Origin of the sequence: Azospirillum melinis (assembly GCF_013340935.1) — a bacterium.
GTDB lineage: Bacteria > Pseudomonadota > Alphaproteobacteria > Azospirillales > Azospirillaceae > Azospirillum > Azospirillum melinis.
This window is the reverse complement of record NZ_WHOS01000009.1, coordinates 42,467-66,817: the sequence shown is the minus strand read 5'-3', so window position 1 is coordinate 66,817 and position 24,351 is coordinate 42,467. Positions and strand designations below refer to the sequence as shown.

Sequence of the window (24,351 nt, the reverse complement as noted above, 5' to 3'; positions counted from 1 at the left end):
GAATGGGGGCGGCCGGACCGGCCACCCCCTGCTTTCCGTCAGAACCCGCAGCCAATCACTTGGAGCGGCCGGCCGACTGGGTGAAGTTGTCGTAGGGCAGCTCGGCCACGCGGAACCACAGCTGCACTTCCTCCAGGAAGGGCTTCCAGCTGTCGTAGACGGCCTTGAAGTCCGGGTTGGTCTTCGCGATGTCGTCGTACAGCTCGAAGGCGATCTTGTGGGCGGCCTCCATCAGGTCGCGCGGATAGGGACGCAGCAGGGCGCCCTTGGCGACCAGACGCTTCAGCGCTTTGGCATTCTCGGCGTCGTAGCGGGCGGTCATCGCGCCGTTCGCCTCGGCACAGGCCGCGGTCAGGATCGCCTGATAGGACTTGGGCAGCGCCTCCCATTCCTTCTGGTTGATGTAGAGCGAGACCTGCGGCCCGCCTTCCCACCAGCCCGGATAGTAGTAGTATTTGGCGACCTGGACGAAACCCAGCTTCTCGTCGTCATAGGGACCGACGAATTCGACCGCGTCGATGGTGCCCTTCTCCAGCGCCGGGTAGATGTCGCTGCCGGCGATCTGGGTCGGGGCGGCGCCCAGCTTGGCCATGATCTGGCCGGTGATGCCGGCGATGCGGATCTTCAGGCCGTTGAAGTCGGCCAGCGACTTGATTTCCTTGCGGTACCAGCCGCCCATCTGGGCGCCGGTGTTGCCGGCCGGGAACTGGACGATGCCGTGCTTGGCGAAGAAGGCGCGCATCACCTCCTGGCCGCCGCCATACTGGAACCAGGCGTTCTGCTGGCGGGCGTTCGGGCCGAAAGGAATAGCGGTGTCGAAGGCGAAGGTTGGATCCTTGCCGACATAATAGTAGCCGCAGGTGTGGCCGCACTGGACGGTGCCGTTCTGCACGGCGTCCAGCACCTGAAGACCGGGGACGATCTCACCGGCGGCATGCACGCGGATCTGGAACTTGCCGTCGGTCGCCTCGGACACGCGCTTGGCGATCAGTTCGGACGTGCCGACGAGGATGTCGGTGCTCTTCGGGAAGCTCGACGCCAGACGCCACTGGATGGTCGGCTGGCTCTGCGCGATGGCCGGGGCCGCGAGGGTCGAGGCGGCAACGGTCGAAACGGCACCGACGCCGGCCTTGGTGAGAAACGCTCTTCTTTCCACTCCCGCTACTCCGCAAGATTATTGCTATTGCTGACAATTTCCGCGACCCGCGATGAATCAGGGAATTACAGCGACTTAGGCGAGAGTGTAACAAAGCATCCGATGCGGCGCCCCGCATCGCATAAATGTGCATGCCTGCCTTTCGAGGGTGCAACCGACACCCTCGAAGAGCTTATGCGGGGACGGGTTCAGGCCGCCGTGCGCAGGCGTCCCAGGAAGACCGACAGCGGCGGCATCACCAGCGTCCGTCCATCGGCGGTCAACTCCGGCGGCAGGGCGCCCGGCGCGCGGGGAATGGGCAAAGCTTCCGGTTCGCCACGGCCGCGCAACGCGAATTCCGCCGGCCGGTCGGCCATGTTGAAGACTGCCAGCAGGCGGTCGTCGCCGGCTGTGCGCTCGAAGGACAGCAGGTCGCCATGCTCCTCCACCGCGGTGACGCTGCCGCTGCGCAGCGCCTCCAGGTCGCGGCGCAGCGAGAGGGCGTCACGCCACACCGCCAGCGGGCTGCCCGCGGTCCGTTCCTGCCGGTCGACGGCGAGGTCGCGATGGGCGTCGGGCACCGGCAGCCAGGGGTCGGCGACGGTGAAGCCGGCATGGGGCTCGGCGGCCCGCCAGGGCATCGGCGTGCGGCTGCCGTCGCGTCCCTGGAAATCGGGCCAGTAGGTGATGCCGAACGGATCGCGCAGCTGGTGCTGCTCCAGCACAGCGTTGGGCAGGGCCAGTTCCTCCCCCTGATAGAGGCAGACGGTGCCGGGCAGCGACGCGGCCAGCATCGCCAGCAGGGCGTTGAAGGCGTGTGGATCGGCACCGGCGGGCAGCCAGCGGCTGGCGGCCCGCTCCACATCGTGGTTGGACAGGCTCCAGCAGATCGACTCCGGTCGTCCGGCGGCGCTCAGGGCCTGGGCGAATCCCTTGGCGCTGAATGGCTGCTTGGCCAGCGACAGGGTGTAGGCGGCGTGCAGTCCCTGCGGCGTGCAATAGGCGGCGATGCGCTGGCCGGCGCCGGGCTGGCTGGACAGCTCGCCCAGAAGAACGCGGCCGGGATAGCGCTCCACCGTCTCGCGCAGGCGGGACAGGATACTGCCGATGGCCGGGTGCATCATGTCGTAGATGTGCTGCTGCAAGGCGAAGGGCTTCAGCGGCGGTTCGGACCCGCGCCAGACGGCGGCGGGGTTGGAGCGCAGCTGCGGGTCATGGGCGAAGAAGTCGACGGCATCGATGCGGAAGCCGTCGACCCCCCGCTCCATCCAGAATTCGGCCGTCTCGCACAGCGCATCCATCGCCGCGGGGTGGTGCAGGTTCAGCGCCGGCTGGCTGGACAGGAAATGATGTAGGTAATATTGCCGCCGCCGCGGCTCCCAGCTCCAGGCGGCGCCGCCGAACACCGACAGCCAGTTGTTCGGTGCGGTGCCATCGGGTTTGGCGTCGGCCCAGACATACCAGTCGGACTTGTCGTTGTCGCGGGACCGGCGGCTCTCGACGAACCAGGGGTGGGCGTTGGAGGTGTGGCCGCAGACGAGATCGACCAGCACCTTCAGACCCAGCCCATGGGCGCGCTCGATCAGCCGGTCGAAGACGGCGAGATTGCCCATGCGCGGATCCACCGCCCGGTGGTCGGCGACGTCATAGCCGAAGTCGGTGCGCGGCGACGGGTAGAAGGGGCTGATCCACACCCCGTCGACCCCCAGCGAGGCCACATGGTCCAGCCCCTCGATCACACCGTCGAGGTCGCCCCAGCCGTCGCCGCCATGGTCGCGGAAGCTGAGCGGATAGATCTGGTAGAGCGCCGCCCCGTTCAGCCAGGACAGGTTCGGGCCGGACGATTGGGAAAGGGGGAGTGTGTGGGGCAAGGCAGCAGGCTCCGCGCCGGGTGGTGCACATGCGGGTCGCAGAGGTGCGGCTCGCGGTATCAGCTTCCTGCGTCATGGCTAACGAAAGGTTACCGGCCGTTCGTCGTCACAGGACTAGGACGTTCGACGGGACCGGCCATCGGGACAGAAACTTGCGGGTGGGTGCCCTGAGCCTTGGCCGTTGCGAGGCGCTGCGGCTATACCAGCGGCGCGGTCATGGCGACTCTGGCCGGGGAGCGAGAATGCGGCGGGACGGGACGGCGGTTGGAATGGCCATGGCGGAAGGCGAAAAGCGGCTGGGCCGTTACCGGCTGCTCGACCTGATCCGGAAGGACGGCGACGCCCGGCTGCACCGTGCCCTGGATGCCAACGGACAGGCGGTGGCGCTGTGGACCGTGCCGCTGGGCCGTCTGTGCGCCGATGCCGCCGGGCTGGAGCGGTTCCGGCGGATGGCGGGCGCCGCGGCCCGGCTGTCACATCCGGCCATTCCGGCAATCCTGGCCTCCGGCGAGCTTGCCGGCACCGCCTTCGTCGCCACGGCACCGGCCGACGGGCCGACGCTCGCCACGAGGCTGGCCGACGGACCGCTGGAGTGGGAGGACACCGTCGCGACGTTGAACCGCGTGCTGGACGCGCTCGCCGCAGCCCATCGGGCCGGCGTGATCCATGGTGCGCTCGGTGCCGACACCGTGCTGCGCCCGGGACCGGCGGCGGTGGTCGCCGAGTTCGGACGTGCGGCCTTGACCGCGGCAGCAGTGGACCGGCGCGACGATCTGGCCGCCGCCGTGGGACTGACCGAACGGCTTCTGGCCGGGCACGACCAGCGGCCGGGGGTGTCGGCCCTGCTGGCGACGTTGCGCGACGATGGGGCTGGAGCGTTCCCGGACGCAGCTGTGCTGCTCCGGGCCGTCACCGCGTTGAATGGAGCGTCCGTTTCGTCGGCCGGCGCTGCACCGGCGTGTGCCCGCCGCTGGCCGCTGCTGCTCGGCGGCGTTGCCGTGCTGGGCGGCTTGGCTGCGGCAACGGTCCTGAACCGGCCTGCCCCGCCTCTGCCGCCACCCGTGGCGATGGTCAAAGACGCGTTACCCGAACCGGCAGCCGAGCCGCCTGCATCGTCCCCCACATCCTCCCCTGCACCGGCGCCCTCCCTGGCGCCGGCCCCTCCCCCGGCAGCTTCCCGGCAGCCGCCGGTCGCGGCGGTGGCGGCGGCGCTGCGCTCCATTCCCTGCGCGCTGGCCGGCGTGGAAACGACCGGGGGAAGGCTGCTGGTTTCGGGCACGGTCGCCGGGGAGCGGGCGGAGACGGCGGTGCGCGAAACGGTCGAGACCCTTGCCGCCGGCTGGGACCATGGCTTCGACCTCGCGACCGCGGATGCGCGGTTCTGCGCGCCCCTGGGCAGCGTCGCCACGGCGCTGGACGCCAACCGCGGCTTGGCCGAGCCGTTGGCGGTGAGCATGCTGGAGGGGCCGGCGCTGAATGCCGGCGATCCGCTGATGCTGGAGATCCGGGCGCCGGCCCGTCCGGTCCGGTTGCAGGTCGATTATTTCACCATCGACGGCAGCGTCGTGCATCTGCTCCCCAACCCGTCGGACAGCGCCATCGCGCTCGCCGCAGGCGCATCGCGCCGCTTGGGCGAGAGGGGGGAGGACGGGAAGCCGGGGACCGGGCGTTCCTGGACCATCGGCCCGCCCTATGGAACCGAAATGCTGCTGACCATCGCCACGGCGGTGCCTCTCTTCGCCAACCCGCGGCCGGAGCAGGAGCCGGCAGCCGACTATCTGGCTGCATTGACCGATGCGCTGGCTGCACTGCCGGACGATGCCCCGGCGGCGCTGGCGGATGCGCGTTTCATCGCCACCGGGCCTTGACTGGCAGGGTGACCGGCGAGGCTCGATGGATGGATCCTGCCGGGACGGTCAGACGGTCGCGGCGAAGCGTCCGACCACCACCGTCACGTTGTCCATTCCGCCGGCCGCATTGGCGGCATCCACCAGCGCGGCGGCGGCAAGGGCGGGGTCGGATTCCTGACGCAGGATGCGGGCGATGACGCCGTCCGGCAGCATGCCGTTCAGTCCGTCGGAGCAGAGCATGACGACATCGTCCGGCATCAGCGACTGCACGCTGACCTCCGGTTCCACATCCTCCGCCGTGCCGAGCGCGCGGACGATGATGTTCCGTTGCGGTGCGGTTCCGCGCCCGCCATTGTCCAGCCATACCTGATAGAGGCTGTGGTCGCGGGTCAGGGTGCGCAGTTCCCCGTCGCGCAGGCGATAGACCCGGCTGTCGCCGGCATGGAACACCGCCATATAGGCGGTTCCGGGAATCCGCCAGACCCCGGCAACGGTGGTGCCCATGCCGCGCCCCGACGAGAATCCGCGGGCCAGATTCAGCTCGTGGATCGCCCGGTTGGCCTGCTGCACCGCAGACCGTGCAACCGACAGCGCATGGCGCACCGTCGGCTCTGTCGCCGCCGGGTCGGTCTGGGTGCGGTCGGCGTCGTCACGCTTCACCAGAGCGATCGGATCGGACGGGGCTTGGTCCCGCAGGATGCCGGAGATCACCTCAACCGCCTTGCGGCTGGCGATGTCGCCACCGGCATGGCCGCCCATGCCATCGCAGACAACCGCGAATTCACCGGCAATACTGACCTGGAAATCGTCCTCGTTGCGGGAACGGGCGCGGCCGACGTCGGTCAGCCCGGCGACGGTCAGGGCAAAGGCGGCGTTCGGCATTCAGGCGGCGGCTCCCGTCTCGCATCTGGGCCGGCTCGATTGAAAGCGGTCCCATCAGGGCCGAAAGCACCGGCGGGATACCGGCGGCAAGGGAAAGGAGCGGCGGCCGTTTGCCCGATAATGGCGCAAGCCCCGCGAAAGATACAGCGGCGATTGCATTGGGGTTGTTACAGGCCGGCGATGCTCCGCTGGTGTCGGGCATCCGATGTGCTAAGGTTCCCCGATATGCCGTCGGACAAGGGATGGACCGTTATGGTCGGCAGTATCGGCATCGCGCTCAGCGGTTTGACCGCCCAGACCCGGCGGCTCGACGCCTCGGCCGCCAACGTCGCGAATGTGCGCTCCACCGGGGCCGTTCCGAGCGCCGACGGCAGCGCGGACGGCAGCGCGGACGGCAAGCGCGCGGCCTACCAGCCCATCGGGGTCGCACAGAGCGACGCCAATCCCGGCACGCGCACCAGTTTCACGCCGATCACGCCGGCCTATTTGCAGGAATATGCGCCCGATGACAGTGCGGCGAACGGCGACGGCATGGTCGCGGCGCCGAACGTCGATCTGGCGACCGAGAGAATCAATCAAATGGCGGCCGGCCGGGCCTATGGCGCCAATGCAGCGGTGGTTCGGACCCAGGACGAGATGCTGACGTCCCTGCTCGATTCGAAAGTCTGACCGACGGGAAACCCGACTGCCGGAATCCGCCGGTGAGAACTCAGACGGTGATGTTCAGATTCTGCCCGCGCGTCGGCGTGACGTTGCCGCCACCGGAGCCACCGCCGGAGCCATTGCCCGACTGCATCATGGTCTCGACCGTCGCCTGCTGCTGTTCGGCGTTCTGGTTCAGCGCCTTGACGCCGAAAGCCATCTGCCTCTGCGCCTGCATCAGGGACATTGCCGCACCGGCGGTCGATGACGTGACATCCATGCCCATCCTGCCCCCTGCAAACCACGCCCTTGGAACAGGGCGTCCTCAGATCACGACATTGACCCGACCGGCGGATGTGCCGGCGGAAGTGGTCGCGACCGAAGCGGAGTGTGCCACAAATGCCGCGGCGGCGGAAGCGGTCGACGTGACCGGAGCCCCGGTCCGGGGGGTGGAAGCGGTGGCGGTGCCGGTCGTTGCCGACCCATCGGTCCCGCCGCGCCCATAGGCCGCAGAGCGGCCGCCCGCCTGTCCTCCTGTCTGGCCGCCCTGGCCGCTTTCGCCGACCGTCAGCTTCAGCAGGGAGGCGCGTTCCGCGTCCTTTTCCTTCTGCTGGGCTTCCTTGTACTGCTTCAGGGCGGCTTCGGTCGGAATCTGCGAGACGGTCTTCCCGTTGGCCGGGTCGCGGTACAGCATCACCAGCCGCGAGGCGTCGGTGTCATAGCTGAAGGCGACGGTCGGAAAGCGGTTGACCAGCGGCTCGGTTGGACCGGCCGTATCGGCTTCCGCCTGCGGGACGGTGCTGGAGGTCGGAGTCCGGGTGCCGGCCCCTGGGTCAACGGCATCGCTGCCGCGGGGCGTCATGAAGGCGAACGGCCGCGAGACCGTCGATGTGGCCACCGCCACGTTCATGACCAGACTGTCCGGATCGGTGAATGTTGAACATTAAATTACCTTAACCCTGGCTGCGCGTAAAGGGTTTCTTTACACTTATTTGGAGTGGGGATTCTAACCCATATGGAGAAAGGGGGTTTCCGATGCGCAAAATATTTATGTCGAAAACTAAGATACTCCCGTCCACATGCTTGCGGTGACGGCACCGGTCGTCCTAAAGCGTTGAACCATGGCTACCATCCTCGAAGCCTTGACGCTGGCGCTCGACCTGCATCTCGCCGGCCGTTTCGGCGAGGCGCAGGAACTCTACACCCGCATCCTCGATGTCGAGCCGGAGCAGCCTGATGCGCTGCATTACCTGGGCGTGCTTGCCGGACAGATCGACCGGGGAGAGTTCGGCCTGACGCTGATCGGCAAGGCGCTGGCCCTGCGGCCGGAGGCGGCCGACATTCACGCCAACCGCGCCAATCTGCTGCGCGGGCTCGACCGGCTGGATGAGGCCGAGGGATCCTATCGCCGCGCGCTGGCCCTGCGCCCCGATTTTGCGGAGGCCTGGACAGACCGCGCCTTTGCCCGCCATGGCCGCAGCGATCCGGCCGCCATCGACGCCACCGCCACGATGCTGGAGCGCGCCCTGCAGATCGAGCCGGCCCTGGATCCGGCGCGGGAAAAGCTGGTCGATCTGCTGCATGCGCGCGGCCGTCTGCGGCTGGAATCCGGGCAGGTGACGCCGGCGCTGGCCGATCTGATCCGGGCCGCGGCACTCGACCAGCAGGATGCCGACATCGCCTTCCTTCTGGGCAATGCCCTGTTCGCCGCCGGGTTGCGCGCAGATTCGGTGATCGCCTTCCGCAACGCGCTGGCCCTGGTGCCGGATTTCCTGTCGGCGGCGCTGAATCTCGGCATCGCGCTGGCCGCGACCAACCACGCCGCCGCGGCGCTGGCCCCGCTCCGCCACGCCGTCCGCATCGACCCGGCCCATCCGGCGCCACGCGACACTCTGGCGCTGGCGCTTCGCTCGCTGGGCCGCATCGAGGAGGCCGACGCGCTGGCCCGGCCCGCGCCGGCCCCGCAGCCGGTCAAGCCGGACCCCAAGCCCGCTCCGTTCCGCCGGCCGCGCCGACGTTCCTGAACTGCTGGCCTGAACCGCTGGCCTAAACCGCTGGCCGCTCGGCCAACACCACCAGCCCGGTCACCGGTTCGCCGCTTTCGAAACGCAGCCGGTCGTGGTCGCATCGCCGAAGCACAAGCCCGGCATTCGCCACCGCAGTGCAGATGTAGGCTTCGGCATGGGCATAGCGGCCGTGGGTGGCGACGCGGTGGGGCCGTCCGTCGGCCGGGTCCAGCATCTCCACCGTGAAGGCCAGCCGGCCACCGGGGCGCAGCGCGGTGCAGGCAGCGGTCAGAGCGTCATCGAGGACGCCGAAATAACAAAAGACGTCGGCCGCCATGATCAGATCAAAGGCCAGCCGATGCGCGGCCAGGAAACCGACCAGCTCCGCCGCATACAGCCCGTCATACAGGCCGCGGGCACGGGCGCGGTTCAGCATGCCATCCGACAAATCGACACCGACCAACCGGCGGGCATAGGGCCTGAGCGCTTTGGCGCACAGCCCGGTGCCACAGCCGGCATCCAGCACGTCGAGGTCGCCGGCCGGCTCATCATCGGACAGCAGGCCCGCGAGAAGGGCCGGGGCACGGTAATCCAGCTCGGCCAGCTTGCGGTCGAACTCATCGGCGAACAGGTCGAAGGTCTGGCGCACATAGTCGTCGGGCGCGCGCGGGTCGGCCTCCTCCCCGGCGATGGCGGCACCGATGTGGCGGGCCAGCGGGTTGTCCGGGTGATCACGCCGCCAAAGCCGGGCCAGCGCCGCCGCGTCCTCCTCCCCACCCTGTTCGTGCAGCAGATAGAGCACGGCCCCGAGGTTATCATGGGCATCGGCCCAGTCCGGCCGAAGGGCCAAAGCCCGCCGGTAATCGACCGCCGCCCTGCCGAAGCGGCCGAGGTCGCGCAGCAGGTTGCCGCAGTTGTTCCAGGCCTCCGCATGGTCGGGGCGAAGCGCCAGCGCCTGACGGAAGGCGGCTTCCGCCTCATCCTGCCGCTCCGCCTGACGCAGGACGGAGCCGAGATTGTAGTGCGCCATCCCCTCATGCAGGCCATGGGAGACGGCGGCCCGGTAGGCGGCAGCGGCCTCGTCCAGACGGCCAAGCGCGCGCAGGGCGTTGCCGTGGTTGTTGTGGGTGCCCGCGAGGGTCGGATCGGCGGCCAGCGCCTGGGCATAGAGCGGCTCCGCCCCCGCCGCGTCGCCGGCGGCGGCCAGCACGTCCGCCTGCCGGCCGAGCTTCACCGCGGGCGCAAGGGCGGTTCCCGCCAGCCCCCTGCGCAACCCGCCCCGCAAGGACGAGCGTGACCCTGCCATCGCGTGTTCTCCCCTCTCCCGCCGGCCTTTTCTGCCGGCCTCTCCCGCCGGTCGATTCCCCGCCGATATCAATGGCATCTTTACCGTGATCCACCGATGATGGCACTCCCTTTGAGGGTGCGGGCAGTCAGGGACGGGGCCGGAACGTGGCTAAGCACACCAACATGCTGGCGCAGGCAGTGGCACACCATCAGGCCGGGCGTGCCGCCGAGGCGGAGCGCGGCTATCGCGACGTGCTGACCAAAGACCCGCGCAACGCCGACGCGATGCATCTGCTGGGGGTGCTGGCCCTGCAATCGGGCCATGCGGAAGAGGCGGTGACCCTGATCGGCAAGGCCCTGGCGCAGAGCAGGGGGGTCGCCGATTACTGGGACAATCTGGGCAGCGCGCTGTTCGCCGCCGGCCGGCCGGACGAGGCGGTGCAGGCCCACCGCAACGCCACCATCCTGGACCCGCAGGGGGCGCAGCGGCGGCACAATCTGGGCAATGCGCTGGCAGCCCTTGGCCGTCACGACGAGGCGCAGCGGGCCTTCGCCGCGGCGCTGGCGCTCAAACCGGATTATGCCAAGGCCTGGTACAATCTCGGCAACGGCCATGCCGCGCTGCACCGCTATGGCGGGGCGGTGACGGCGCTGGACCGCGCGGTGCGGCTGGCGCCGGGCATGGTGGAGGCGCACAACAATCTCGGCGACGCGCTGGCGATGGCCGGCCGGCTGGACGAGGCCATCGCACAGCACCGGCTGGTGACCCGGCACCGCCCCGACGATGCCACCGCCTTTTACAATCTTGGCGCCGTCCTGCAACAGAAGGGCGCTTTCGAGAGTGCCGAGATCGCCTATCGCCAGGCGCTGAAGCGCAACCCGCGCCACAGCGCCGCGCTGAACAATCTGGGCAGCGTCCTGAAGCGGCTTGGCCGTCCCGATCAGGCGGAGCTTTGCCACCGGCAGGCGCTGGACCTGCACCCGGAGTTCGTGGAGGCGCGCTACAATCTCGGCAACGCCTTGCAGGCGCAGGGGCGCTACGAGGAAGCGGCGGCCTGCTTCGAGGAGGCGCTGGCCCAGCAGCCCGACCTTGCCACCGCCACCTACAATCTGTCTCTGCTGGCGCTTCTTCACGGCGACATCGCGCGCGGCTGGGCCGGGTACGAGCGGCGCTTCGCCGCCGGCGAGGCGGTGCCGAACCGGCACTTCCCCATTCCGCGCTGGGGTGGAGAGGTGCTGCGCGGCAAGCGGCTGCTGATCTGGCGGGAACAGGGCGTGGGCGACGAGATGATGTTCGCCTCCTGCTATCCGGACGTCGTCGCCTGGGCGGGCGGACCGGTCACCATCGAATGCGATCCGCGTCTGGTGCCGCTGTTCCGCCGCTCCTTCCCGAAAGCCACGGTGCGAGCCGAAAGCTGCACCGGTGACGCTTTCGGCGAGCCCTTGCGGGAAAGCATCGATCCGCCCGACTGCGATCTTCAGGTTGCGGCGGGCGATCTGCCGGAACTGCTGCGCGCCAGCCTGTCCGCCTTCGAGCCGCAAGGCCCCTGGCTGGTGCCGGACCCGGCGCTGGTGGAGCGGTGGCGGGAGCGGCTGGCGGGGCTGGGGCCGGGCCTGCGGGTCGGCATCGGCTGGCGCAGCCAGCTGATGACCGTCGACCGCAAGGCCGCCTATGTGATGCTGGAGCATTGGGGACCGCTGTTCGCCGTGCCCGGACTGGTCTTCGTCAATTTGCAGTATGACGAGTGCGAGGCCGAGATTCGGGCGGCAGAGGAGCGCTTCGGTGTGACCATCCACCGCTGGGTGGACCTGAACCTGAAGGACGATTTCGATGGCGCGGCGGCGCTGACCGCCAACCTGGATCTGGTGATTTCGCCGGCGATGTCGGCGGGTGAACTGGCCGGGGGGCTGGGTGTTCCGGTCTGGCGCTTCGGCAGCCGTGACTGGACCCAACTGGGCACTGGAACCCGCCCCTGGTTCCCGACCATGCGGCTGTTCCAGCCGCGGCCGGGCGAAGCGCTGGACTCGATCATCGGAGCCATTGCCGAGGCACTGCGCGCCATGAAGCCGGAGCCCAAGCCTGCTCCCGGGGAAAAGGCGGTTCCCGAACCGGCAACGCCCGCCGATTTCGATGCGCTGCTGAACCATGCCGCCGACCTTCACCGCACCGGCCGGCCGGATGAGGCGGAAGCGGCCTACCGTGCCGCCATTGCCGCCGATCCCCGGCGCGAAGCCCCTGGATATCCCGATGCCCTGCATCTGCTAGGGTTGTTGATGCACCAGACCGGGCGGAACGACGATGCGCTCGCCCTGATCGGCGAAGCGCTGCGCATGGATCCGGCCTTTCCCCAGGCCTGGAACCATCTGGGGCTGGTGCATGAAATGGAAAAGCGCCACGCCGACTCATCCGTCGCCTTCGCCCGCGCGCTGGCCCTGCACCCGGCCTATCCGGAGGCGCTGACCCATCTGGGCCTTGTCCATCAAATCGGCGGACGGACGGCTGAGGGCATAAGGCTGCATCGCCGCGCCATCGCCATCCAGCCCGACCATATTCCAGCCCATGCCAATTTCGGCCATGCCTGCGAGCTGACCGGGCAGACGTTGGAGGCGACCGGCCATTATCGCCGTGCGCTGGCCCTGCAACCGGAGTCGGCCGAGGCCAACAACAACCTTGCCACGATGGCGACGCTGTCCAACCGGCTGGACGAGGCGAGGAGCCATCTGCGCCGCGCCCTGCGGGTCGATCCCGGCTTCGCGCTGGCGGCCTGGAACCTCGGGCTGATGGATCTCGCCGACGGGCGCATCGCCGAGGGCTGGGCCGGCTATTCGCGTCGCTTCTCCGCCCGGCAGTTGCAGCGGGCCCGCCGTATCGACCGGCCGGTCTGGATGGGCGAGGCGCTGCGGGGCCGGCGACTGCTGGTCTGGTCGGAACAGGGCGTCGGCGACGAGATTCTGTTCGCCTCCTGCTTCGACGCCTTGAACGGTCTGGATGGGCCGGTCACCGTCGAATGCGACCGGCGGCTGGTCAGCCTTTTCGCCCGCTCCTTTCCTTGGGTGGCGGTACGGGCGGAGACGGCGGACCCCGCCGGGCGGGAGACGATCGACCCGCCGGATTGCGAGCTGCAGATGCCGGCGGGGAACCTGCCCGCCCTGGTCCGCGACAGGGTGGCGCGTTATCCGGACCGTCCAGCATATCTGCGCCCCGATCCCGGCCTCGTCGCCCAGTGGCGCGACCGCCTTGCCGCCCTGCCCGGCCTGAAGGTGGGGCTGGCATGGCGCAGCCAGATCGTCACCGCGCAGCGTGCCGCCGCCTATACCGGCCTTGCCGACTGGGCGGCATTGCTCGACATGCCCGACGTCAGCGTGGTGATGCTGCAATATGGCGACTGCACCGCCGAACTGGCCCGGGTGGAGACGGCAACGCGACGGCTGCACCGGTGGGACGACCTGAACCTGAAGGATGATTTCGAAGGCGTTTCCGCCTTGATCGCCAACTTGGATCTGGTGATCTCGCCGGCCACCGCTGTCGGCGAACTGGCGGGTGCGCTGGGCACGCCGGTCTGGCGGCTCGGCACCCGCGACTGGACGCAAATCGGCACCGGGGTGCGGCCCTGGTTCCCGGCCATGCGCCTGATCCAGCCGCAGGAAGGCCAGGGGTTGGCCGACGCGGCGCGGCGGGCGGTTCATGCGCTGGCGGCGCTGGTTCAGACCGGATGAACGACAGCCATAGCCTGCTTGCCGAGGCGTTCGACCGTCACCAGTCCGGCGGCTTCGACGAGGCGGAGCGTCTTTACCGCCGCATCCTCGCCCGTGAACCAGCGGAGGCCGAAGCCCTGCACCGCTATGGCCTGCTGGTCGCGCAGCTTGGCCGGCTCGAAGAGGCCGACGGGCAGCTCGCCCACGCGCTAACCCTGGACTCGAGAGCGACCGAGGTGGCGGTCAATCGCGCGAAGATCCTGCGTGCCCTGCGCCGGCCGGAGGATGCCGCCCGCCGGTTCCGCCATGCCCTAATGTTGTCGCCAACCCTGCTGACGGCGCTGGAGGGGCTTGGCCATGCCGAACGAGAAGCCGGCCATACCGCGGGGGCGGCGGAAGCCTATGGCCGAGCGGCACGGCTCGGCACCGGTGCGGCGGTGCTGCATCAATGGGGCATCGCGCTGGACAGCCTCGGTCGGGCCGAGGCGGCGGCAGAAGCGTTGCGACGCTCCGCCCGCCTCGATCCGACGGTTCCCTCCGTCGCCGTCAGGCTCGCCTCGATCCTCGAACGGCTGGGATGCAAGGGCGAGGCTGCCGGCTGGTATCGCCAAGCGCTGGTGCTTCAGCCTGGCCGTGACGAAGTGCGCAGGGCGCTCTCCGACATCGTTGAATCGGCCGTTGGCTTGCCACAGGGGACATAACCCTTTGGTCCAAAGGGTCTGTTCGCCTCCGGATGGTGGTGCGCGAAGTGATTTCAAGATCCCACCCCTGCGACCCACTGTCATACGTCTGAACGGTTGAGGCATCTTTTCGCATGGTTTGACCGCATAAAACGCAAGATTAAGGTTGTTCGGCAGTTCGGATCGGTTAACACTGCTGTTACCGGACCGTCACATTGAGGCGGGACGCGGACTGATCACATGGAGAGCGACTCATGCACACTGAAGCTCGCCTTTCGTCTCTGCAGGAAAAGCACATGCGCCTGGACCGGGCGATCCTCGACGAGGAAAAGCGTTCATGGCCGGATGAGAGCGCAGTAAAGCGCCTCAAACTCGAAAAGCTGCACGTCAAGGAAGAGATCGATCGCCTGACGCGCCCCGACCAGATGAACTGATCCCCCCAATCACAGCAACGACCTTTGATCTTCACCCTTGAATAGGGTTTAAAGGCCGGGTTGAGGTGGACCGCCTCATCCCGGCCTTTTGGCGTCCGGATTCTCCGGAAACGGCCCTCAGCCGCCGACCCGGCGGAAGCGCTCAAGCTCCACCGCCACCTTGGGAAGGAGGTCGGCCACCCGTTCGCCGGGACCGGTCCAGAACAGCCGCATCGACGGAAACCAAGGCCGCACACCGGTGCCGAGCGCCGTCCAATCGCCCGTGCGTCCCAGTCGCCAGACCGGTACGCCGAGCGCTCCGGCCAGCTCGCCGGTGGAGGTCGCCGGGGCGATCACCAGATCCAGGGCCGACATCAGCGCCGCCGTGCCGTCGAGATCGTTGCGCAGGTCGAGGTCGGCAAAATCATGCGGCGCCCGGCCGAAAGCGGCGCGTGCCGCTGCCAGTTCCGCATCGCAGTCGCCATATTGCAGGTTGACCGGGATCAGGCCGGGCAAGGTCAGCACCGGCCGCCAATCCTCGATGCGCGTGTAATCGGGCATGCGGTCGGGATCGAGCTGGCTGCTGCGCCAGGCGATGCCGACCCGCAGGCCGTCTCCCAATCCGGACAGACATCGCCGCCAGGTCTCGATCGCCGCCGGGTCGGCGCGCAAGGCCGGTCCCACAGCGGCGAAATCCGGCAGGGAGCCGCCCAATCGGCGCGACAGCGATCCGATGGGGGCATGGGCGTCGATGTCGGACGACGGCTCGCCGGGCGTGGCGGGGGCCGGCCGCACCGTTGCCCGGGGGAAGGAACGGGCGAACAGCGGTACGAAGCGGGGATCGCATTCGACGACGACATGGCCCCCGTCATGGTCGGCCCGGGCGATCAGCTCCGGCAAACGCTGTGCAAACATCAACTCGTCGCCGATGCCCTGTTCGCGCCAGACCAGAAGGCGCTTCCCCGACAGAGGTCCGCCGTCCCAGAGAGGGGCACCGGGGCGCCGGAATGCCGCCGCCATGTCGCGCGTGTCGAAGCGGCGGTCATAGCCATCCCAGCCCCGTGCCAGTTGGCCGGCCGTCAGCTCCAGCAATCCGCTATTGAAGGCCGCCGCTGCATGGCCGGGCTCAACCGCCAGCGCGCGGGCGCACCACGGACCTGCCGCGGCGGGATCCCCCAGTTCGCGCAGCAGCCGGCCGCGGTTTGCCATTGCGTCGGCCAGGGCGGGGGCGAGCGCCAGGGCACGGCGCCCTGCCCGTTCCGCCGTATCCAGCCGGCCGAGGCGGCGCAGCGCCACCGACAGGTTGATCCACCCGGCTTCCAGACCCGGTGCCCGACGGAGCGCCTGTGCATGCGCCCGCTCGGCCTCGGCCCAGCGGCCCAGCCGGGCGAGGGCGACGCCGAGATTGTCGTGCGCCTCCGCCAGATCCGGGTCGGCCGCGACCGCCTTCCGATGGAGGTCGGCTGCGGCGGCGCTCCGCTCCAGCGCGTCGAGTGCATTGCCGAGGTTGGTCAACGCCGCCGCGCTGTCGGGCTGGATCGCCAGAGCGGTCCGGAAACTCGCCGCCGCCGGCCCCGCCAGCCCGAGCGCCAGACGGACATTCCCCAGGCTGATATGCGCCGTCGCATATTCCGGAGCCTCGGCGACCGCAGCGGCGATGCGCCCCTCCCCTCGCGCCGACGCGCCCGACTGGTGGGCGAGCAGGCCCGAGAGGTGCAAGGCCACCGGGTCGCGTGGGCGGCTTGCCAGCACCCGTTCATAGAGGGGAGCCGCCTCATCATGGGCACCGCTGCGGTGGGTGGCGACCGCAATTTCCAGAAGCCTGTCCGGGTCGGGGTCCGGATCTGCGGCGTCGGCAGTCCCGGACTCGCCACCCCCTGCCCAGTTCGCTGCCGGACTGGCCGCCCTGCCCCGCGGCGTCGCGCTGGCACGCACTGCATTCGCCATCCGGGCAATCGCGGCCTCAAGCCCTTCGCCGGGGTTCGGCTGGAACAGCCGCATGGTCGGGAACCAGGGGCGGACGCCGGTGGCAAGCTGCGTCCAGTCGCGACCGCCGAAGCGCCAGACCGGAACCCCCAGCGCACCGGCCAGTTCGCCCGCCGACATCGCCGGCGAGATCACCAGATCCAGGTTGGCGGTCAGTGCCGCCGCGCCATCGAAATCGTCCTTCAGGTTCAGATCGGCCCAACGGTGGATGGTCACGCCGAAGCGCTCCTCCGCCGCCCGAATCTCGGCCTCGCAGTCGCCATACTGCAAATTGACGAAGGTCAGGCCGGGCACGGCGAACAGCGGTCCCCAATGCTCCAGCATCACATAGGCGGCCTTGCGGTCGGCGGTCATCAGCTGGCTGCGCCAGCCGATGCCGACCCGCAGGCCCGGCCCCAGCGCCGCCAGCCGCTCCCGCCACCGCTCCACCAGTGCCGGGTCCGGCACCAGCCAGGATGATCGGGAGGGAAAGCGCTTCAGATCGGCACGGAGCAGGCGCGGCAGGCTGCCGGCGGCGATCTGGAGATCGGCGTCGCGCGGGTCGGGACTCTCCGGCCGGACGTCGGCGCCGGGGAAGGATCGCCTGAAAAGCGGCACCAGTCGGCGGTCGCATTCGATCACCAGGCGACCGGCGCGTCGCATCGCTTCCTCATAGCAGGAGGCGAACAGGATCTCGTCGCCCACCCCCTGCTCCCGCCACACCAGCAGCCGCCGCCCGGCAATGTTCTCGCCGCGCCATGCCCGCATGGTCAGTCGGCGCCGCTGATCCTGGAATTGCGGCGTGGCAAAGCGCCATTCATGGTCGGCCCAGCCGGCACGCAAGGCGCCCGTTTCCAGCAACAGAAGGGAGCGGTTGTATCGCGCCTGTGCGTGCTTGGGGTCGGCCGCCAGTGCCGCGTCGAAGGCGGCAAGTGCCTCCTCCTGCCGGCCGTGCCTTTTAAATAGATAGGCAAGGTTGCCGTGCGCATCGGCCAATGACGGCGCAAGCTCGATGGCGGTCCGGTGGCAGGTCTCCGCTTCCGCAATCCGGCCCATCGCTTCCAGCGCATTGCCGCGGTTGGTCCAGGCGACGGCAAGGCCGGGGTCGCAGCGGATCGCACGTTCCAGCAATCGCGCCGCCTCGTCGAAGCGGAGAAGCTTGTGGAGGGTACCGCCCAGATTGCTGAGGACATCGGCGGTTCCCGGCGTCAGGCTGACCGCAATGCGATGGACCCTCACCGCATCCCCGGGGGTGTCGGCCAGTTCGGCAAGGTGCCCCAGAGCGGGCGCCAGATCGGGGCGCAGGCGCAATGCGTGGATGATGGCGGACCGGGCGGTGGCCACTTGACCGGTGCGGCGGAGCAGCGCCGTCCGGTTTACCCAATGACCGACACCGTCCGGCTGTGCGGCGACGCAGGCGCGGGATGAACGGTCGGCGGCTTCGAACTGGCCCAGCCCCTGTCGGACTTCGCACAGGGCGGCATGGGCCGAGGCGTTGTGCGGGTCGGCAGCGGAGGCCCGGACCAGCAAGTCCTGCGCCTCCTCCAGCGAACCATGCCGCTTGGCCAGCACACCGCCCAGATGCAGGGCGACCGGATGGCCGGGCACCCTGTCGAGAAGTTGCCGCACCAGGGACTCCGCCAGCGCAAAGTCGCCGGTGCGGTAATGGGCGACGGCTTCGGCCATCTTCCGGTCGTCGTCGGGATCCGGCTTGGCGGGCGCAATTATGGCCGGTTGCTGGGCCGGTTGCTGCGCCTGCGGCCTGCCGGATGCCATGCGCTGCAACTCCTTCGCCATCCGGGCAATCGCTCCGTCCAGAGCTTCGCCGGGAGTAGGCTGGAACAGGCGCATCGTCGGGAACCAGGGGCGAACCCCGCTGCCCAGCTGGGTCCAGTCGCGGGCACCGAAGCGCCAGATCGGAACCCCCAGCGCACCGGCCAGTTCGCCCGCCGACATCGCCGGCGAGATCACCAGATCCAGGTTGGCGGTCAACGCCGCCGCGCCATCGAAATCGTCCTTCAGGTCCAGATCGGCCCAACGGTGGATGGTCACGCCGAAGCGCTCCTCCGCCGCCCGAAGCTCCGCTTCGCACTCGCCATACTGCAAATTGACGAAAACCAGTCCGGGCACGGCGAACAGCGGCCCCCAGTGGTCAAGCATCACATAGGCGGCCGTGCGCTCCGACGTCATCATCTGGCTGCGCCAGCCGATGCCGACCCGCAGGCCCGGCCCCAGCGCCGTCAGCCGCTTCCGCCACTGTTCCACCAGCGTCGGGTCCGGCACCAGCCAGGGCGCCTGCCCGTTGAAACCGGACAGGCTGGCGCGCAGATGACCCGGCAGGTCGCCAGCCGGGACATGGGCATCGACGTCCGGCGGCTGGATGGTTTCATCGCCCGCGCCATCGACCGACTCCGCCCTGACCGTCGCCTGAGGGAAGGAGCGCGCGAACAACGGCACCAGCCGGCGGTCGCATTCGATCACCACATGCCCGGCCTGCCCGATCAGCGACGGGTAGCAGGAGGCGAACATGATCTCATCGCCGACCCCCTGTTCCCGCCAGACGAGCAGGCGGCGCCCGGCGGGATTTTCCCCCTGCCACAGCGGGGCGGCGATCCGCCGGTTCACATAGCCCTTCGCCCAGAACCGCCGACGGTAGCCGTCCCAGCCACCGGGCAGATCGCCGCGGGAAAGCCGCAGCATGCCGCGGTTGAGATGCGCGGTGTTGAGCGACGGATTGACCGACAAGGCAAGGTCCATCCAGGGTTCGGCCGCGGTATCGTCCTGATGGCATTGCCAGAGCAGCATGCCGAGGTTGCCGGCCGCTTCCGCATGCCGGCCGTCGATCTCCAGCGCACGCCGATGCGCGGCCTCCGCCTCGCCGATGCGGCCGAGCCTTTGCAGGACCAGACCGTAACCAGTCAGCGCGGCAGGGCTGCCGGCGTCGATCGCCAGGGCTCGCCGGTACATCCGTCCCGCCCGGGAAAGGTCGTCACGGTCGAGCAGCAGACCGCCGAGATTGACAAAGGTCTCCACGCTGCGCGGGTCGGCCACCGCGGCGCTGCGATAAAGACGTTCGGCATGGTGGAGTTCGCGCCGCAGGATATGGATGCCGGCAAGATTGACCAGAGCCTTGCCATAATCGGGACGGAGCCGCAGGGCTCGCCGATACCAGCGCGCCGGCCTTTCGGAATCGGCTTCCAGGTCGTAGCGGTTTTCCAGCGACGTGCCGTGGTTGTTCACCACCATGGCATCGCCGGGACTGAGTGCCACCGCGCGGCTGAGCACCAGGGTCGCCGGGCCCAACTCTCCCAGTTCGAGCAAGGCCACGCCCAGATTGTTGCACGCCCCCTGCATCGTCGGTTCGCGGTCCAGCGCCAGACGGAACTGCACGACCGCTTCCCTCAGGCCCCGCGTGCCCTGAAGGGCGGTGCCGTAGCTGAAGTGCAACTGCGCAGTGCCGGGATGGGCCGCGACGGCCGCAGCCAGGACGCCGCAGGCCGCCTCGTGGTCACCTCGGCTGTTCAGCAGGGCGCCCAGTTCCAGCGACAGATCCTTATCGCCCGGCGCGTCTTGCAGTGCGCGGCGCAGACAGGCCTCCGCATCGGGATGGCCCAAGTTACGCAAACAGATCGCCAGGTGCCGCCATGCGGCGGAATGGGAAGGGTCGGCCTGCACCACCGCATAGAAGGCGTTGGCTGCTGGAGAAATCTGGCCCAATTCCCGTTGCAGCACGCCGTAATTGAAACGGGCCGTCAGGTTGTCCGGCCCCATGGTCAGCGCACGGGCGTAGGCCTCCGCCGCCTCATCCCGCCGGCCGAGGCGCTGAAGCACGGTGGCGCGATTGTTATAGGCCTCGACATAGCGGTCGTTCTGCCGGATTGCGACCACATAGGCGGCCAGCGCCTCCTCCAGCATGCCGAGATCGGCCAGGACGTTGCCGAGGCTGTTGTAGGCCGTGGCGAAGCCGGGCTGCACCGCCAGCGCGGCCCCCAGATTGGCCAGTGCCTCCGCGGTGCGGCCGGTCTGGTGCGCGATGATCGCCGACAGGTGCAGTGCGTCGGCATGCGCCGGATCATCGGACAGGATCCGGCGGTAAAGCACCAGCGCCTCGGCAAGGCGGCCGGCGCGATGCAGCGGTAATGCGGCGTCGAGCAGCTCGGCGACGGTCACGGCGTCCGATCGGTGCTCGGTGGGTCTTCGTCGTCGCCGGTGGCGCTATCGGCCATACCACCATCCAGCGATCCGCCATCCGCCGTCCTGAACAGCTTGCGGCAGAGCTTGAGCGCCCGATAATAATTGCGGCTTTCGACCAGACGCGCGATCTCGTCCAGCATCTTGGAAGCGTCCGGCCGCGCTTCGCGGGTTTCGTCCAATATCGAAGCGAAGCGTTGAAGATTCAGCGTCGAATCTTCCGGGAAGATGTAGACGAGCTGAATGACGAAATAGAGCTTCTTCTCGATGCAGTCGATCTGCTCTTCCTTCAGAACCTCGCGCCCGCGCAGGAAGTTGGCGGTGTTGTAGAGGAAGAACGAACCCGGACGGTCGCCGGCACCGATGACGGCACCGTTGATGATGACCTTCTCGTTGGGACGAAGCACGAACTTGAGTGGCATGAGTAGGGAACCCGGGGCTTGCGGGCCGTTGCCGTCCGGCCTTTGCCGGACCGGTCCGGCCCAAAAAAGAAACGGGCGGCGGCCTGATGCCGCCGCCCGCCGGGCGTGATCCTACCCGAACTCGCCGTCTGAACTCTACGCCTTAGAACAGGCGCAGGATCGACTGCTGCGACTGGTTGGCGAGCGAGAGGGCGATGGTGCCCAGCTGCTGCCGGGTCTGCAGCATCAGCAGGCTGGCGCCTTCCTCGTTCTGGTCGGCCAGCGTCAGCTTGCTAGCGCCTTCCGTCAGCACGTCGCTGAACTCCTTGGTGAAGTTCTCGCGGGTCGTGATGATGTTCAGGTTGGTCGACAGCGACTGCGAGGCGGAGCGGATCGTCGCCTTGGCGTTGTCGAGACCGGAGACCGCCTTGTCGATGTCGGCGCGGTCGGTCCAGTCGTTCTGCGCTTCGTCGAGCTTCAGGCCCTGACCGCTGGTGGTCAGGTTCACCGCGCTCACCGTGATCGAGTTCGTGTTCGTCTCGTTCAGCTGGACGGTGATGTCGTTCTTGGAGTTGGCGTCGGAAATCTGCTTGGTGACGATGTTGGCCGAGCAGTTGGCCGAGGCCGCCTTCTTGATCGTCTTCGCATCGACGTCCAGGTGCACGGTGCCGCTGTCGAAGGCGAAAGCCTGATCGCCGCCCGTCAGCTTGCCGTCGCCCTTGTCGTTCGTGGCGTCACGGGTGACCTGGGCGCCGTTGGAGTTGGTGACCTGGATTTGCAGGTCGACCTTCTTCTCGATGGTCGAGACGCCGTTGCCCTGGTTGTTGGCCGCTTCCAGCAGGCGGCGGTCGACCGTGAAGGACACGATGGTGCCCGACGCGAAGCTTTCCGAAATCTTCTTGGTCAGCGCGTTGGTGGCGCTGGAGGTCAGCGTGAAGTCGGTCACCGCGCCGGCCGTGGCGTTGCCGGTGAGGGTGATCGTGCCGGTTGCGGTGACGGTTGCGGTGGCGACGTCCTTGCCGACCAGGCGGCCGGTACCGGTGAGGGCCGTGCTGATCGAGGCCTTCAACTGAGCGGCCACCTGGGCCGAAGCGTTCTGGCCGACGGCGACGTCACCCTTCGTGGCGGTGTAGCTGAAGGACTGGCCTTCCACCGTGATGGTGAAGATGTCGCCTTCTTCGATGGTCCCGCCGATGTTCACCGTCGACACCTGGGCCGAACCGGTCTTGGCGGCCGTCTTCAGGGCGGTCGAGGTGGTCTGGGTGTTGTCGAAGTAGGAGATCGTGCGGCTCTCGGTGCCGTCCGTCACGATGAAGTCGCGGGAACGGCCGTTGGCGCCGCGCACCTCGATCTGGACGTCGGAGAAGCTGCCCGACGTGCCGGACATCGTGCCCGACAGCTTCAGGCCGGTGAAGCCGTGCGCATTTTCCGCGCTGGAAATGTCGGCGGTCTTGCCTTCGATCGAGCCGTCGCCCTTGACGCGGATCGAGTAGGTGTCGGCCGACTGCACGTTGGTGACGCGGGCATTGTCGACGCCAGTCATGCTGTTGACGGCGGCACGGGAGGCGCTGGTGCTCTCCATGCTCATGCCGTTGCCGGCGATCAGGTTCTTACCGCCGTAACCGCTGTCGGCGGCCAGCTTGTCGATCTGGCCGCGCAGCGTGTTGAACTGGGCGGCGAGCGACTTGCGGGTGGCGACGGAGGCGGCATCGTTGCCCAGAGCCGCATAGGCGGCGGTGGTCAGACCCTTCGCCTGGTCGACCATGGAGTCGATCGAGGTCAGGCCCTTGTCGGCGGCCTGGATGGTGCTGATCGACTGACCCATCGCGTCCTTCAGCGACGTCAGGTCGCCGGCGCGCTGGTTCAGACCCTTGGCCGAGAAGAAGGCGGTCGGGCCGTCGAGGGCGGTGTTGACCTTGTTGCCCGTCGACAGGATGTTCTGTTTCTTGTTGATCTGCTCCTGCGTGCTTTGCAGCTGCAGGAGGTTGGTCCGCATGGAAGAGGACAGGGTAACGTTGCCGGCCATGGTAGCCACTCCTTTGGAGGATCAATGTCCGGAAGCGCACTGCTTTCGAGGCGCTTGAACCGGAAGGGGACTAATTCCCCCGCCAAAGGGGTAGGCAAAAAGCGGGCCAGTTCAAATTTGCCGGGTTTCCTTGGTAATCCGTGCCGGTGGGCAGCAAACGGCTCGGCAAATTTTGCCTATCCGTCGGCAAATTCTGCCGATCAGGCGGCAGGGCTTGCCGGGGCGGCAGATTCTGCCGGGTATTTCCTGCCGGGGAGGACAACCGTTTCGCACACCGCCAGCGGCCCGGCGACGAGCGCCGCGCTGCCCCAGGACCAGCCGACGCCGAAGCCGGACAGCAAAAGCCGGCGAGGGCCTGCGGTCAGGCTGTCGGCCAGCGAAGCGGCAAGTGCCAGGGGAATTGAGGCGGAACTGGTGTTGCCGACGTCGCGCAGGGCGACGACGGTGCGGTCGGCAGCGACGCCAAGCTTCTGGCCCAGATGGCGGATCATCTGGGCATTGGCCTGATGCAGGACGAGGTGGTCGACCATGTCCGTGGTCCAGCCGGCGCCGTCGAGCGCGGCACGCACGCTTGCCGGCACTTCGCGCAGGGTGAAGGCGAAGACCTGGGTCCCGTCCATGAACAGGCGGGGCGGCCGGTCCGGATGGCGCATCGCCCCGCCGTCGGCCGCCAGATAGGGCGCGCCGGCCCCATCGCTGCCCAGGTCGAAGGCGATCGGTTCCGCCCTGTCGTCAAGTTCCAGCGCCACCGCGGCGGCCCCATCGCCGAACAGCGGGGCGACCGCCCGGTCCTCCGGATCGATCAGCCGCGAGGTGGTGTCGCCGACCAGCAGCAGCGCCCTCCGCCCGGCCGGCTTCAGCATCCCGCCGGCGACCCACAGCCCATAGACGAAGCCGGAGCAGCCATGGGTGATGTCGAGCACCGCCGCGCCCTTGCGCAGCCCGAGCCGCCGGTGCAGCAGGGACGCGGTGCCGGGCAGCGTCTGGTCGTGGGTCTGGGTCACCAGAACCAGCAGGTCGATGCTGTCGGGCTCCCACCCCAACCCGTCGAGCAGGCGGCGGGTGGCGGCCTCGGCAAGGTCGCTGGTGCATTGGCCGGGGGCAACGATCCGCCGCTCCTCGATCCCGGTGGCGGCGGCGACCTTGCGGGCGGCCTCCTCACCGAAGCGGCGGGCGAGATCCGCAACCGTTTCACGCCCGTCCGGCACGCAGCCGACGATGCCGCGCACGCTCACCCCGTCGATCCGGCTGGCGACCATCTCCGCCTTCCCCGTTTTCTTGCCCCGTTTTCCTGCAGCGTCACACG

At 68.6% G+C, this 24,351-nt stretch carries 16 protein-coding genes; 6 read left to right on the top strand and 10 right to left on the bottom strand.

Translation table 11 applies throughout. The features are described from left to right. Window positions 1-55 precede the first annotated feature (55 nt). Both GBZ48_RS09175 and GBZ48_RS09170 read right to left on the bottom strand, forming a co-directional pair. Window positions 56-1,156, bottom strand: a complete 1,101-nt coding sequence (locus tag GBZ48_RS09175) for a TRAP transporter substrate-binding protein DctP (protein ID WP_174470762.1) — start codon at window positions 1,154-1,156, stop codon at window positions 56-58. Between the two features lie 188 nt (window positions 1,157-1,344). Further along, entirely contained in the window at window positions 1,345-3,006 is a 1,662-nt protein-coding gene (locus GBZ48_RS09170; protein WP_174470761.1) for an alpha-amylase family glycosyl hydrolase, read from the bottom strand. A 275-nt stretch (window positions 3,007-3,281) separates the two neighbouring features. On the opposite strand from GBZ48_RS09170, the gene GBZ48_RS09165 reads away from it, so the two are divergent. Further along, entirely contained in the window at window positions 3,282-4,874 is a 1,593-nt protein-coding gene (locus tag GBZ48_RS09165; protein WP_174470760.1) for a DUF4384 domain-containing protein, read from the top strand. Between the two features lie 48 nt (window positions 4,875-4,922). Here the strand turns inward: GBZ48_RS09165 and GBZ48_RS09160 are convergent, their stop codons facing one another. Further along, complete coding sequence (locus GBZ48_RS09160) at window positions 4,923-5,738, bottom strand: PP2C family protein-serine/threonine phosphatase (protein WP_174470759.1); 816 nt, start codon at window positions 5,736-5,738, stop codon at window positions 4,923-4,925. Window positions 5,739-5,990: 252 nt separating this feature from the next. On the opposite strand from GBZ48_RS09160, the gene GBZ48_RS09155 reads away from it, so the two are divergent. Further along, the gene (locus tag GBZ48_RS09155) at window positions 5,991-6,407 is read left to right on the top strand and encodes a flagellar basal body rod protein FlgC (protein ID WP_174470758.1); all 417 of its coding nucleotides are present in this window, start codon (window positions 5,991-5,993) and stop codon (window positions 6,405-6,407) included. Between the two features lie 40 nt (window positions 6,408-6,447). Here GBZ48_RS09155 and GBZ48_RS09150 read toward each other — a convergent pair whose 3' ends face one another. Together GBZ48_RS09150 and GBZ48_RS09145 are read right to left on the bottom strand one after the other, a co-directional pair. Continuing rightward, window positions 6,448-6,660, bottom strand: coding sequence for a hypothetical protein (locus GBZ48_RS09150; RefSeq protein WP_174470757.1), 213 nt, complete (start codon window positions 6,658-6,660; stop codon window positions 6,448-6,450). Between the two features lie 45 nt (window positions 6,661-6,705). Continuing rightward, complete coding sequence (locus tag GBZ48_RS09145; protein WP_174470756.1) at window positions 6,706-7,290, bottom strand: hypothetical protein; 585 nt, start codon at window positions 7,288-7,290, stop codon at window positions 6,706-6,708. A 211-nt stretch (window positions 7,291-7,501) separates the two neighbouring features. Here GBZ48_RS09145 and GBZ48_RS09140 point away from each other — a divergent pair, with 211 nt between their 5' ends. After that, entirely contained in the window at window positions 7,502-8,404 is a 903-nt protein-coding gene (locus tag GBZ48_RS09140; RefSeq protein ID WP_174470755.1) for a tetratricopeptide repeat protein, read from the top strand. A 22-nt stretch (window positions 8,405-8,426) separates the two neighbouring features. On the opposite strand, the gene GBZ48_RS09135 is transcribed toward GBZ48_RS09140, so the two are convergent. After that, window positions 8,427-9,692 (bottom strand): tetratricopeptide repeat protein, encoded by a 1,266-nt coding sequence (locus GBZ48_RS09135; RefSeq protein WP_174470754.1) that lies wholly within the window; start codon window positions 9,690-9,692, stop codon window positions 8,427-8,429. A 146-nt stretch (window positions 9,693-9,838) separates the two neighbouring features. On the opposite strand from GBZ48_RS09135, the gene GBZ48_RS09130 reads away from it, so the two are divergent. The 3 genes from GBZ48_RS09130 to GBZ48_RS09120 all read left to right on the top strand — a co-directional run bounded on the left by GBZ48_RS09130 (window position 9,839) and on the right by GBZ48_RS09120 (window position 14,483). Continuing rightward, window positions 9,839-13,390, top strand: coding sequence for a tetratricopeptide repeat protein (locus GBZ48_RS09130; protein WP_174470753.1), 3,552 nt, complete (start codon window positions 9,839-9,841; stop codon window positions 13,388-13,390). Then, the gene (locus tag GBZ48_RS09125) at window positions 13,387-14,070 is read left to right on the top strand and encodes a tetratricopeptide repeat protein (protein ID WP_174470752.1); all 684 of its coding nucleotides are present in this window, start codon (window positions 13,387-13,389) and stop codon (window positions 14,068-14,070) included. The genes GBZ48_RS09130 and GBZ48_RS09125 overlap by 4 nt, the downstream gene beginning before the upstream one ends. Window positions 14,071-14,303: 233 nt before the next feature. After that, the gene (locus tag GBZ48_RS09120) at window positions 14,304-14,483 is read left to right on the top strand and encodes a YdcH family protein (RefSeq protein ID WP_174470751.1); all 180 of its coding nucleotides are present in this window, start codon (window positions 14,304-14,306) and stop codon (window positions 14,481-14,483) included. A 117-nt stretch (window positions 14,484-14,600) separates the two neighbouring features. Here the strand turns inward: GBZ48_RS09120 and GBZ48_RS09115 are convergent, their stop codons facing one another. The 4 genes from GBZ48_RS09115 to GBZ48_RS09100 all read right to left on the bottom strand — a co-directional run bounded on the left by GBZ48_RS09115 (window position 14,601) and on the right by GBZ48_RS09100 (window position 24,304). Next, window positions 14,601-20,597 carry a tetratricopeptide repeat protein gene (locus GBZ48_RS09115; protein WP_174470750.1) on the bottom strand — a complete coding sequence of 1,999 codons (5,997 nt, stop codon included), beginning with the start codon at window positions 20,595-20,597 and terminating at the stop codon, window positions 14,601-14,603. Continuing rightward, window positions 20,594-21,040 (bottom strand): flagellar biosynthesis repressor FlbT, encoded by a 447-nt coding sequence (locus GBZ48_RS09110; RefSeq protein ID WP_174470749.1) that lies wholly within the window; start codon window positions 21,038-21,040, stop codon window positions 20,594-20,596. Before GBZ48_RS09110 ends, GBZ48_RS09115 begins: the two co-directional genes overlap by 4 nt. 142 nt (window positions 21,041-21,182) lie before the next feature. Then, window positions 21,183-23,045, bottom strand: a complete 1,863-nt coding sequence (locus GBZ48_RS09105; protein WP_174470748.1) for a flagellin N-terminal helical domain-containing protein — start codon at window positions 23,043-23,045, stop codon at window positions 21,183-21,185. A 200-nt stretch (window positions 23,046-23,245) separates the two neighbouring features. Next, window positions 23,246-24,304, bottom strand: coding sequence for a 3-oxoacyl-ACP synthase III family protein (locus GBZ48_RS09100; RefSeq protein WP_174470747.1), 1,059 nt, complete (start codon window positions 24,302-24,304; stop codon window positions 23,246-23,248). Between the last annotated feature and the right edge of the window lie 47 nt (window positions 24,305-24,351).

Bases quoted from the DNA above. Each gene is read 5' to 3' on its own strand.
- GBZ48_RS09165 (WP_174470760.1), top strand. From the start codon at position 3,282: ATGGCGGAAGGCGAAAAGCGGCTGGGCCGTTACCGGCTGCTCGACCTG.
- GBZ48_RS09160 (WP_174470759.1), bottom strand. From the start codon at position 5,738: ATGCCGAACGCCGCCTTTGCCCTGACCGTCGCCGGGCTGACCGACGTC.
- GBZ48_RS09155 (WP_174470758.1), top strand. From the start codon at position 5,991: ATGGTCGGCAGTATCGGCATCGCGCTCAGCGGTTTGACCGCCCAGACC.
- GBZ48_RS09150 (WP_174470757.1), bottom strand. From the start codon at position 6,660: ATGGATGTCACGTCATCGACCGCCGGTGCGGCAATGTCCCTGATGCAG.
- GBZ48_RS09145 (WP_174470756.1), bottom strand. From the start codon at position 7,290: ATGAACGTGGCGGTGGCCACATCGACGGTCTCGCGGCCGTTCGCCTTC.
- GBZ48_RS09140 (WP_174470755.1), top strand. From the start codon at position 7,502: ATGGCTACCATCCTCGAAGCCTTGACGCTGGCGCTCGACCTGCATCTC.
- GBZ48_RS09135 (WP_174470754.1), bottom strand. From the start codon at position 9,692: ATGGCAGGGTCACGCTCGTCCTTGCGGGGCGGGTTGCGCAGGGGGCTG.
- GBZ48_RS09125 (WP_174470752.1), top strand. From the start codon at position 13,387: ATGAACGACAGCCATAGCCTGCTTGCCGAGGCGTTCGACCGTCACCAG.
- GBZ48_RS09120 (WP_174470751.1), top strand. From the start codon at position 14,304: ATGCACACTGAAGCTCGCCTTTCGTCTCTGCAGGAAAAGCACATGCGC.
- GBZ48_RS09110 (WP_174470749.1), bottom strand. From the start codon at position 21,040: ATGCCACTCAAGTTCGTGCTTCGTCCCAACGAGAAGGTCATCATCAAC.
- GBZ48_RS09105 (WP_174470748.1), bottom strand. From the start codon at position 23,045: ATGGCCGGCAACGTTACCCTGTCCTCTTCCATGCGGACCAACCTCCTG.
- GBZ48_RS09100 (WP_174470747.1), bottom strand. From the start codon at position 24,304: ATGGTCGCCAGCCGGATCGACGGGGTGAGCGTGCGCGGCATCGTCGGC.